This window comes from Acinetobacter pittii ANC 4050 (assembly GCF_000399685.1).
In the GTDB taxonomy this organism is placed as follows: Bacteria; Pseudomonadota; Gammaproteobacteria; order Pseudomonadales; family Moraxellaceae; genus Acinetobacter; species Acinetobacter pittii_E.
Window position 1 is genome coordinate 407,611 of sequence record NZ_KB976987.1, and the last position, 11,793, is coordinate 419,403.

10 protein-coding genes are annotated in these 11,793 nt (G+C 38.0%); 5 read left to right on the forward strand and 5 right to left on the reverse strand.

The features are described from left to right. Position 1: 1 nt before the first annotated feature. Both F931_RS05835 and mrcB read right to left on the reverse strand, forming a co-directional pair. On the reverse strand, positions 2 to 550 hold the full coding sequence (locus F931_RS05835; RefSeq protein ID WP_016140487.1) for a hypothetical protein: 549 nt from the start codon (positions 548 to 550) through the stop codon (positions 2 to 4). A 21-nt stretch (positions 551 to 571) separates the two neighbouring features. Next, the gene (mrcB, locus tag F931_RS05840; RefSeq protein ID WP_016140488.1) at positions 572 to 2,968 is read right to left on the reverse strand and encodes a penicillin-binding protein 1B; all 2,397 of its coding nucleotides are present in this window, start codon (positions 2,966 to 2,968) and stop codon (positions 572 to 574) included. Positions 2,969 to 3,153: 185 nt separating this feature from the next. Between mrcB and F931_RS05845 the strand changes: the two genes are divergently transcribed. After that, entirely contained in the window at positions 3,154 to 4,062 is a 909-nt protein-coding gene (locus F931_RS05845) for an NAD(+) kinase (RefSeq protein WP_005073476.1), read from the forward strand. After that, complete coding sequence (locus F931_RS05850) at positions 4,059 to 4,331, forward strand: YeaC family protein (protein WP_002118245.1); 273 nt, start codon at positions 4,059 to 4,061, stop codon at positions 4,329 to 4,331. The genes F931_RS05845 and F931_RS05850 overlap by 4 nt, the downstream gene beginning before the upstream one ends. A gap of 197 nt (positions 4,332 to 4,528) precedes the next feature. Here the strand turns inward: F931_RS05850 and F931_RS05855 are convergent, their stop codons facing one another. Beyond that, positions 4,529 to 5,542: a glycosyl transferase family protein gene (locus F931_RS05855; RefSeq protein WP_016140489.1), complete on the reverse strand. Its 1,014-nt coding sequence runs from the start codon at positions 5,540 to 5,542 to the stop codon at positions 4,529 to 4,531. Positions 5,543 to 6,045: 503 nt separating this feature from the next. Between F931_RS05855 and F931_RS05860 the strand changes: the two genes are divergently transcribed. Together F931_RS05860 and acadL are read left to right on the forward strand one after the other, a co-directional pair. Then, the gene (locus tag F931_RS05860; protein WP_002118145.1) at positions 6,046 to 7,404 is read left to right on the forward strand and encodes a dicarboxylate/amino acid:cation symporter; all 1,359 of its coding nucleotides are present in this window, start codon (positions 6,046 to 6,048) and stop codon (positions 7,402 to 7,404) included. A 164-nt stretch (positions 7,405 to 7,568) separates the two neighbouring features. Beyond that, positions 7,569 to 8,714 carry an acyl-CoA dehydrogenase family protein gene (gene acadL / locus F931_RS05865; protein ID WP_016140490.1) on the forward strand — a complete coding sequence of 382 codons (1,146 nt, stop codon included), beginning with the start codon at positions 7,569 to 7,571 and terminating at the stop codon, positions 8,712 to 8,714. 50 nt (positions 8,715 to 8,764) lie between these two features. Here acadL and F931_RS05870 read toward each other — a convergent pair whose 3' ends face one another. Both F931_RS05870 and F931_RS05875 read right to left on the reverse strand, forming a co-directional pair. After that, entirely contained in the window at positions 8,765 to 9,391 is a 627-nt protein-coding gene (locus F931_RS05870) for a hypothetical protein (protein WP_016140491.1), read from the reverse strand. A gap of 103 nt (positions 9,392 to 9,494) precedes the next feature. Then, positions 9,495 to 10,424 carry an alpha/beta hydrolase gene (locus F931_RS05875; RefSeq protein WP_016140492.1) on the reverse strand — a complete coding sequence of 310 codons (930 nt, stop codon included), beginning with the start codon at positions 10,422 to 10,424 and terminating at the stop codon, positions 9,495 to 9,497. Positions 10,425 to 10,608: 184 nt separating this feature from the next. Between F931_RS05875 and pheA the strand changes: the two genes are divergently transcribed. Continuing rightward, positions 10,609 to 11,718, forward strand: coding sequence for a prephenate dehydratase (pheA, locus tag F931_RS05880; protein WP_002049199.1), 1,110 nt, complete (start codon positions 10,609 to 10,611; stop codon positions 11,716 to 11,718). The last annotated feature ends 75 nt before the right edge of the window (positions 11,719 to 11,793 follow it).

The window sequence follows — 11,793 nt, forward strand, 5'->3', positions numbered from 1 at the left end:
GCTAAAGGGCTTTTAATGCTTGCTGTGCTTCTTGAACAGTTTTTTGATTATTGCGTTGTTGACCAGCTTTTAAGATGACCAACCAAAGCTGCTTTTTCATTGGCTGACTTTGGGCAAAGCTCAAACCACGTCGTGCTAAAGAATCAGCATTAGAATATTGTTGTTTATGATTTGCCGTAAGTGCAAGAAATAAATAAGTCTCAGCTGCTTGCGGTGCTAAACGCTGTGCTTGAAGTGCATAGCGCTCAGCCTCTGACCATTGCTGGTTTTTATAAGCCTGCTGCGTTTTTTGCATTAACACTTTAAATGCCGGTAGCTGGCTGCCATCATCACTAAAATGTTGAGGCTTTTTTTGCTGAGGAACAATCACCTGTAAATTTTTGCGTTGAATTTCCGGATGGTCATAAGGCGTAATTTTTACGCCTGATGGAGTTTCCGTCTTTTTAACAGGAGGAGTAGGTGTTTTCTGTTTGGAGTCAGAATGATCAGGCAAAGTTGTACAGCCAACCATAAGAACAGCACCAATATAAAAAACACCTTTCTTCAACATATCCTAATTTCCTGTTAACGCTTAGTTGTTATAACTACCACTCGATATTACATGCGTGTTGTTTGCCAGATCTTGTTCCATCTGGTTTTCACTTTCACGAATATAACTGTCGGTATTATCATCCTGAGATTCAGGAATTGTGTTATCACTTTGTGGTGTATATGTTGGATCAACTTGATAATAAGGTGCTCCACACGGGGTAGCGCGGTGCGGAACCGTATGCGTTAACATTGGAATATACATAGCACCATCACAAGCTTGAGCAGATAAATCACCAGTTGCACGGTCAATCCACTGCCACTGTACAGTGTCTGGTTGACGTAGATTCACAGGGGTTTGACGTAATTGTTTCATCACATTAATCCATACTGGCAACGCACCAGATGAACCCGTTAATCCTGTTACTTTGTTGTCATCTAAACCTAACCAAACTACAGCAACGTGATTACCTGAGTAACCCGCAAACCATGAGTCACGTGTATCGTTAGTCGTACCTGATTTACCTGCCAATTTTAAAGCTGGAGATAAGCTGTTATAAGCTGAGCGACCCGTACCTGAAGACATGACCTGTTGTAGGCCATAATTCATGATATAGCCAACAGATGGATCAATTGTTTGTTGAACATTAAGGCCATAACGATCAAGTAGGCGGCCGTTGGCATCTACGACAGATCGAATCGCACGTGTTGGGTATTTAAAACCACCTGTAGCGAAGTTCTCATAGATTCCCAATACTTCCATTGGTGACATATTGACTGCCCCAAGGAAAATAGAAGGGTAGGCAGGAATTGTTGACTCGACACCAAATTTTCTTAAATTATTGGTAAAAGTAGATAAACCAAACTCTTGACCCAAGCGTACAGCCGATAGGTTATATGAGTTTGCTAATGCTTCACTCAAGCTTACGATGCCATGTCCGCCACCACTATAATTTTTAGGCGTCCAGCTTTTACCACCATCTACAGGAACACTAATTGGAGCGTCTTCAATTTGGGTTGCCCAGTTATAGCGTCCTGATTCAATAGCACTTAAATAAATTACAGGTTTCAATAAAGAACCGACTTGACGCTTTGCATCTAACGCACGGTTGAAACCAGTAAAGTCTTGTGTAGAGCCAACTGCTGCAACCAGTTCGCCATTTTCAGGATGAGCAATCAGTACAGCACCTTGTAAATTTTTCAAACGTGAAGGATTACTATTTGCCAAGCGATCTACAGAAGCTTTAAAAGCATTTTGAACTTGCGTTTGAGTAATTGGGTCTAAAGTCGTAAAAATACGTAAACCCTGATTAGTTAAATCACTTTCTTGATATTCAGTACGTAATTGACGACGCACAATATCTAAAAAGTCTGGGAATTTTGCAGGACCTAAACTTGGTTTACTTAGCACATTTAAAGGACGTGCAATTTCATCTTCATATTCTGATTGAGTTAAATAACCCATTACACGCATGTTATTTAACACAGTATCGCGGCGTTTTTTCGCACCTTCAGGGTTTTTCCAAGGATTATATAAAGAAGGGCCTTGTACCAAACCGACTAAATAAGCTTGTTGTGAAACATTGAGTTCACGTAATGGTAAACCAAAATAAAATTGTGAAGCCAAACCATAGCCATTAATTGAGTAGCTACCATTTTGGCCCAAATTTACTTCATTTAAATAAGCTTCTAAAATTTCATCTTTGCTGTAATGTAGCTCAATGAGCAAAGCCATTAATGCTTCATTAACTTTACGTTTTAGGGTGCGTTCAGGTGTAAGGTAGAAGTTTTTAACTAATTGTTGAGTTAGGGTTGAACCACCTTGACGCTTTCCGCCTGTAATATTACTCACCAATGCACGAGCAGTACCACGAATTGAAACTCCGTGATGATGATAGAAATTACGATCTTCTGTTGAAATTAAAGCTTCAATGAGTGGTTTAGGAACCTTATTCAGTTTAATCAGAACACGGTCTTCATTATGTTGAGGATAGATTCCTCCAATAAGAAGTGGTTCTAATCGTGCAACACCTGTTGAAGAGGGCTTTGTACTGCGAACCTCGGCAACTTGATCATTTGCAAAACTTAACTCTAGTACCTGTTCTGGTTCAACACTATCGCCGTAATCAAAACCACGCGTGTGGATATACATATTGCTACCTTGAGCAACATACGTTCCAGACTTGTCATAATTACTTGAAGCTTTGTAACCCAAAAGTTTTAATTCTTGAGTGAAATTTGCTTGGGTAATAGGCGCATTGTTATAAATTTCTAAAGGTCGTGCGAACACTTTGGCAGGAATATCCCACCGTTGTCCTTCAAATTTTTCACGGATAATATTATCTAAACGAATCAGATAGATACTAAGAGCAATAAAAGCACCAATGACCAAAATGGAAAAGATTAGTGCAAAGAAACCGATACCACGTTCAAACTTCATAAAAATGAGATAAAACCCTAACAATGCCTGTAATGATGCGATAGCTTGTCATCAATTTGCAATGATAAAACTGTGAATAATTGGAAAACTTAGATTGAATTTTACAGCATCTTGTAGTTATGTTTTTTTAAATTAATCAGGTTAATGTTATTATAGGCAAGTATCGCAGCGGAGCTTACTCATTCGTGCAAATTTCACATAAGTCCTTCAGAAACGTCGGGTTAATCGGTCGACCAGATAAATCATCAGTTGTAGAAACACTATGTTTAATTCATGATCATTTGTTGAACCTAGGCTTAAACCCCATTTTTGATCAGGAAACTGCTGAATTAGTGCCTTATGATCATGCACAGATAGTAAGCCGTCATTTATTGGGTGAAGTTGCTGATTTAGTTATTGTAGTTGGCGGTGATGGTTCATTACTCCACGCTGCAAGAGCTTTAGTTCGCTACAATACGCCTGTAATTGGTATTAACCGCGGACGATTAGGTTTTTTAACTGATATCAAACCTTCCGAAGCTATTTTTAAACTTGACCAAGTGCTTCAAGGACATTTCCAGCTTGACCGTCGTTTCTTACTTGAAATGGAAGTAAGAACAAATGGTGAAGTGATTTATGATGCGATTGCCTTAAACGATGTCGTTTTGCATTCGGGCAAATCGGTACACATGATTGACTTCGAGCTTAATATTGATGGTCAGTATGTTTATCGCCAACATAGTGATGGTTTAATTGTTTCGACTCCAACTGGATCAACGGCATATGCGTTGTCAGGTGGTGGACCAATTTTACATCCAAGTATGGATGCTATTGCATTAGTTCCAATGCATCCCCATACATTGTCATCACGACCTATCGTAGTCGGTGGTCAAAGCGAAATTAAAATCGTTATTCGCGAAAATCGGGTATTACCAATGGTGAGTGCAGATGGACAACATAGTGTCTCGCTCAATGTTGGAGACAGTTTACACATTCGTAAACATCCATTTAAACTAAGTTTATTGCATCCACCAGGTTATGATTTCTATATGGCCTGCCGTACCAAACTTGGTTGGAACCAAGATTTTGAATCTTTTCAAAGAGATGAATCATGAATATTGAACAAATGCTATCTGTTTTAAACCCTGAAATTGTAGAGCGTTTAAAAACAGCAGTAGAAATTGGTAAATGGCCAAATGGCGTTGTTTTAACAAAAGAGCAGCGTGAGACTTGTATGCAAGCTGTGATTGCTTGGGAGTTAAAGAACTTACCAGAAGATCAGCGTAGTGGTTATATTGACCGTGGAACAAAAGAAGAAGGTGAAGAGTGTGATGACGATCATCACAAGCATGAACCTGAATTTAAACCAATTCGTTTTGTTTAAGATTTAATAAGAAAGTGGATTTGGTTATTTCATATAGCATTGAATACCATGATTTTTCATGAGTTATAGCATATAGGCTTTTATTACTTTTAAAGGATTAAAAGTAACCAAAAATCCTTTGTATCACTGACGATACTTCCATGTATCGCAGTGATACGGTCGACATCCATGTCGACCTTCGCGATAGCGTCTGCTAACTACGAGTTAAGATCGCTTGAATTACGTGTTTCCCATAATACTTTTGCTTTCTCCATTGCCTCTTCAAAACTAGCAACAACTCCCATGGTATATAGCGCGATTCCGATGGTTTCTATTACTGCCATTTCCCCATATTCATGGTGCTGCTGACCAAGCCATACTGCCTTAAATGTAGTTAAATCTAGCTCTTCTTCAATTGGGCTTCGTTCTGGCGTTAACTTTGGCAACTCATGTTCATAGAGTTCTCCATTTTTAATACCACAAATGAGTGTTTTGGCATCTGGATTTCGTTCAAACTCACCACCTTCACCTTTAATGACTGCGCTGTTTTGATAGCCTAAGCGGTATGCACTATGTTGGTGGGAACTTCTGTAGGCGGGGTGGAATATTGCTTGTAAGGTGGCCTTGGCATTAAAAGGATTAATTAATCGGGCTAAAGTATGAATGGGTGAACGTAATCCCATGACATTTCTTAGAGAAATCAGTTCGCTTAAAACTGGTGAAATTACCTCTAAGGGTAAGTAAGCGAAATTTTGCTCTGCCAATTGAGTGCGAACTTCTTGTTCAGAATGGCAAATTTGATAACCAAGATATTCTAAAACTTGCTCGGTATAAACACGGTTAAGCGTATGACCTGACGCGCCATGCATAACAATCTTATGACCATGCTGTGCAAGTGTAAGAGCGGCTAACAAAAACCATGGATAATGTTTTCGTTTACCTGCATAAGATGACCAGTCTAAATCGACGTCTAGAGGTTCAAAATGAAGCTGGTCTTTGGTCGCTTGTACGAATCCTGCAAGTTCCTCAATAGATTCCTCTTTAACCCGAAGTAACATTAAAAATGCGCCTAACTGCACATCTAAAACTTCACCTTTTAAAATCATGGTAAATGCTTGATAGGCTTCTTCGTAGCTTAAAGAGCGAGATCCGGTTTTCCCCTTACCTAAAATACGGACATATTGAGCAAAGGGATGTTCAGCATCTTTATAGATATTACGTTTAGTATTCATCGTAGTTCAAAACAATAAAAATGATGGGATGTAGGCAGCTCAAAATGAAATGTCCACAAGTATTTAATCAATATGACATAAAAAACTGCTGAAAAAATATCAAAAGTGTTTCTTATACTAAAGTCTTAGGATTGCCTGAGTGTTTTTTATGCGTATCAGCTAAAAATTTAACCGAATCGTTATTTAATTCGAGTACACTTTCTCGTGCTTTTTTGAGCACTCATATCATAATTTTATGTGATTCTCCTATATCTTCAGCTTTTTATTGAAAAAGTAAGAGGTTATTTCTAGCTACTCAAAGTGGTTAGAAACTTCAGGTATTCTCCTGTTTTAGAAAACATCTATTTTGTTTTCATTGAGGTAGTAGGAAGGTTTTTTGTTCACAAAAAACCATTTCCCTTTTGCGGTGTTAATGTGAAAGGTTAGGGCTGTGTATTCGTAAAGAATAGACGTTTCATTTTGGTATTTCCAACGGACTTGGAAATATAGATTGAAGTAAAGTTATGGCTAAAAAACCGATTTATAAATCACTTTATTTTCAGGTGATTATTGCGATTATTGCGGGTATCTTGGTGGGACATTTTTCTCCAAGCTCCACGCAAATTGTCAATGGTGTTGAACAACATATCCCAGGTTTAGGTGAGAAACTCAAGCCATTAGGTGATGCCTTTATTCGTTTGATCAAGATGATCATCGCTCCAGTTATTTTCTGTACCGTTGTAAGCGGTATTGCTGGTATGGAAAGCATGAAGTCAGTCGGAAAAACTGGCGGCGTTGCATTGTTATACTTTGAAATCGTTTCAACAATTGCACTTCTAATTGGCCTTGTTGTAATTAACATTGCTAAACCGGGTGTAGGGATGAATGTTGACCCTACTACTCTTGATACTTCGGGCATTCAAAAATACGTCAGTTCTGGTGAGTCACAATCTACCATTGATTTCTTAATGCACATCATCCCAGATACGGTTGTTGGTGCATTTGCAAATGGTGAAATCTTACAAGTCCTTCTTTTTGCAATTCTCTTTGGTTTTGCTTTACATAAGTTAGGTGATGCCGGACGTCCAGTTTTAAAATTTATTGATCAAGTTGCACATGTGTTTTTTAACATTGTGAATATGGTCATGAAATTGGCTCCGATTGGTGCATTCGGTGCGATGGCATTCACTATCGGTAAATATGGTGTTGGTTCACTTGTACAATTAGGGCAGCTCATTATCTGTTTCTATATTACTTGTTTACTCTTTATTTTCTTGATCTTGGGTACAATCAGCCGTATTAGCGGATTTAGTATCCTTAAGATGATTCGCTTAATTCGTGAAGAGTTATTAATTGTACTTGGTACATCTTCTTCTGAATCAGTTTTACCTCGCATGTTGCGTAAACTTGAAATTGCAGGTTGTGAAAAATCTGTAGTTGGTTTGGTGATACCAACAGGTTATTCATTTAACCTTGATGGTACGTCAATTTATTTGACCATGGCTGCAATCTTTATTGCTCAGGCAACAAATACACAGCTTGATATTCAGCATCAGATTACTTTGTTACTAGTACTCTTAATCTCATCTAAAGGTGCAGCGGGTGTAACAGGTTCTGGCTTTATTGTGATGGCAGCAACTTTATCTGCTGTTGGCCATATTCCAGTGGCAGGTTTGGCATTGATTTTAGGTATTGACCGTTTCATGTCAGAAGCACGTGCATTAACCAATCTTGTGGGTAACTCTTTAGCAACGATAGTCGTCGCAAAATGGGTCGGTGCTTTAGATAAAGATAAGTTGAATGATGCTTTGAATAATCCAGATGAAGTCGACAGAAAAATGATGGAACAAAAAACTCCTCAAGTCGCTGAAGGTCTAGATTAATTCAAATAAACCTATATAAAAAAGGAAGCTTTGGGCTTCCTTTTTTATTGGCTGACTGAAAAGTACAGTTTTAATGAGTGGCTATGCCATGACAGTTGCTGAAAAAATGATTAGCATGCACAGCAATGAGATTCGATAAAACAATAAAGCTGAAGGAAAATATTATGTTGGCATACGATGCAGATTTAGAATTATTCCGTGATAATTTTAAACGTTTTATGAGTGAGCATATTGCGCCTCATTACGACCAATGGGAGCGTGAAGGAATTATGCCGCGTTCTGTCTGGAGTCAACTGGGCGAAAATGGTTTTTTATGTGTGGATGTCCCAGAAGAATATGGTGGTTACGGTGTGCCAACCTATTATTCATTAATGTTAGTTGAAGAATCTGCACGTGCTGGTTTTTGTGCATTATCAACAGCGATTTCTTGCCACTCTGAAATTGCTGCACCATATATTTTACATATCGGGACAGAAGAGCAAAAACAATACTGGTTGCCGAAAATGGTAACAGGTGAGGTTGTGGGTGCAATCGGAATGACTGAACCGGGAGCAGGTTCGGATTTACAATCAATGCGTACCAGCGCCATTTTGCAAGACGATCACTATTTATTAAATGGCTCAAAAACATTTATCTCAAATGGACAACATGCTGATCTTGTTGTACTCGCAGTAAAAACGGATCCTCAAGCGCGTGCCAAAGGTGTATCGTTACTATTAGCAGATACGCATTTAGAAGGCTTTAAAAAAGGCACAAATCTCGACAAAATCGGCCTGCATTCTCAAGATACTTCTGAGCTATTTTTTGACAATGTAAAAGTGCCTAAAAACCAGTTACTCGGTCAAGCTGGGCAAGGTTTTGCTTACTTAATGCAAGAGTTACCTCGTGAACGTACAGCCATTGCATCTACTGCAATTGGGGCAATTCGTGGTGCAATTGATTTGGCAACAGCGTATGTAAAAGAGCGCCAAGCATTTGGTCAACCTATTTCTCAGTTCCAAAATACTCGTTTTGTTTTAGCCCAAGCAAAAATTGATGAGCTTGCAACAGCAGCTTTCTATGAAAGAAATGTTGCATTATATCAAGAAGGTAAACTAGATGTAGAAACGGCTGCAGCATTGAAAAGTTTCAGTAGTGATATGCAAATGAAAGTCGCTGATAACTTACTACAACTTTTCGGTGGGTATGGTTATATGACTGAATACCCAATTTCACGTTTCTTTGTAGATGCCCGTATCCAACGTATTTACGGTGGTACAAATGAAATTATGAAAGAAATCGTAGCACGTGGATTAATTGGCAAAGTCTAATTAAGCAAAGAAAAAACAGCCTGTCTTAGAACAGGCTGTTTTGTTTTTAACTATTTAGTCTTCTGTTGAATGACAGGATAGTCTTGTTGTTTTGGTAATTGCTGTAAGGCATGATTCATCTTTCTTAAAAACTCATCTGCTTCATCTTGATGAAAGGAATCTTCGGTGTATGCACTACGTTCTTGAATATTGATACTACAACCTCTTATTTTCATATTTTTAGGATTAAATGACCAGTCATTTGGATCCTTTAAAGTAATGTCTAAATCACTTTCACAGCTTTTCCATAAACGTAAAAACTCATTTGATAATTCTGCTTTAAATCCTTGTGCAGGATAGACCGAAAATCCTTTCATTTCAGGATTAGAAAACTGTATAAACATGTCAACTGGCATACCACCCCAAATGATGGCTGTGTCTGTTGGTAAAGAAATACCTGATAAATTTCTTTCTTTTAAAGCATGCGGTTGCTCAAATTTCTGCCTGAAATGTTGAGATTGATAGGTCAGCTTGGTTTTGGGGGGAATTGGAATACCACGAACTTGACTGCTGGCAGTCGTTATATAATATGGAGAAGGATCTGTACCATTGCATCCTGCAATTATTGGGCAACCACCACAAGCCGTTAAACTGAAACTGGTGAAGCCAAGTAGGCTTAAAATAATAATTTTATTCATTCTATTTTACTGTTGTTATGACGTCTTTAGGTAGTATAGCTAATCTATACATTGAGACGAGCTCAGCTTTTAAAAATTGAGTAAGTTTTTATTGAGCTGTCTTCTACTTCTGCTCATCAAATAAAGATTTACAGCTTTCTAAATTTTGACATGAAGCAAACATAAGGGCTTTGGGTAAACTCGCATACAAATTTGTAATGTGTTGTTCAGCTGGGTTATAAAAATGCCAATAAGTAAATTGATCTGAACGCTTTTTTTCTAAGGCTTTAAAGAAATCTGTTTCATTAAATTTACTGTTAAGTTGAGTTCGAGGGCCGCCTTGTTCATGGGTACCGACTGTGGTTAAAAGCATCGGAGAATGAATTTGTTTTTGACTTTGCCAATGATTTAACTGTTGAAATAACATGCCTTGATCAAACCAGAGAGAAGGGCTTGCAGCAAAGTAGCGTTGAAATGCATCAGGCTTTTGAAAAAAATGATAAAGCACAAATAGGCCTCCAAAAGAATGCCCATAGAGACTTTGTTGTTGGCTATTAATTGGAAATTGTTTCGCAATTTCAGGCTTGAGTTCGCTATCTAAAAACGCAATAAACTGATCAGCACCACCATATTTATATTTACCTTGTGCTTGAAATTCAGCAGAAGGTTTTGGAGTGTAATCATAAGCACGCTTTTGCACATCAAAGGTTTTTTGCTGAGGGTAACCAACCGCTATGATCATGAGCGGGTCTAAGCCCAATTTGGTAGAACCAGCTCCAATCGATTGAGCAATATTGGCAGCACTTGGAAATGTGGCATTCCCATCTAAAATATAAAGTACTGGATAACCATGTTGGGGTGGGGCAACAGGCGGTTTATAAATTTGAATAAGATAATCATGACCTGTATGTTTAGATTTAATTTGAAATTGTGCCTGATTATTTTGAAAAACGATTTTTGATTGATTTTGTACAGACGTTTGAGCCAAAACAGAACAGCTTATTAAAGTACTTAATAAAAAACTTGAAGATAAAAAGAAAAATGATTTATGCATAATAGGGAATAATAAAATTTATTATACAAATGATAAATGAAAATCATTATCAAATAAAGTAATCAAAGAAATGTGCGCAAAAAGGTTAATGAAAAAAGCTTTTACAGCCATATTGCCTAACAAATCAAAGCAGACTATTGTTATACTCTCGTTCAAAAGATGATTTTACTGAGGCTGCATTCTAATGATCAACGATGATCAAAACAAAACGACTTCTCTTAGTTTGGAACAAATTCGCGAAGATATTGATAGTGTAGATCAACAGATTCAAGAATTATTAAATCGCCGCGCAAGCCTTGCTGAAGCTGTTGCAAAAGCTAAATTTGCTTCCGAAGAGAATCCTTTGTTTTATCGTCCTGAACGTGAAGCACAAGTCTTACGTAAAGTCATGGAACGTAATCAAGGTCCTTTGTCTGATGTAACCATGGCGCGTTTGTTCCGTGAAATTATGTCTGCTTGTCTCGCTTTAGAAGCTCCGCAAAGTATTGCATTTTTAGGGCCAGAAGGTACTTTTACTCAATCTGCTGTACTTAAACACTTTGGTAAAGATGCAGTTGTTCGTCCATTACCAACAATTGACGAAGTGTTCCGTGAAGTAGAAGCGGGTAGTGCACATTACGGCGTAGTACCAGTTGAAAACTCATCTGAAGGTATTGTGAACCATACTTTAGATTGTTTTAAAACATCGAATTTAAATGTGATTGGTGAAGTTGAATTACGTATTCATCATCAATTCCTAGTCTCTGAAAATACACGTAAAGATAGTATTAAACAGATTTATGCACATCAGCAAACTTTGGCTCAATGTCGTCAATGGTTAGACGCGCATTATCCAGGTGTTGAACGTGTTGCTTTAAACTCAAATGCAGAAGCTGCACGTCGTATTCGTAACGAATGGCATTCAGCAGCGATCGCGTCTGATATCGCAGCAGGCATGTATAATCTTGAAATCCTACATAGCAATATTGAAGATAACCCTGAAAATACCACTCGTTTCTTAGTGATTGGTCGTGAAAAGATTCCACAAAGTGGTAATGACAAAACTTCATTATTAATTTCAGCGCATGACCGCGCAGGTGCTTTATTAGAAATTTTAGCGCCATTTGCAAAACATAATATTAGTTTAACAAGCATTGAGACGCGTCCGGCATTACCTGAAAAATGGGCCTATGTATTCTTTATCGATTTAGAAGGCCATATCGATCAAGAGAATGTTGCTGCGGCAATCAATGATATTCGTCCAATGGTAAAAGAGCTTCGTATTTTAGGTTCTTATCCTGCTGCTGTTCTCTAATTATTCATGTTGGAATAATGACATGCATTAAGATGGGCATGTCATTATGCTTAAAAACAAATTGCTCAAAGGTCT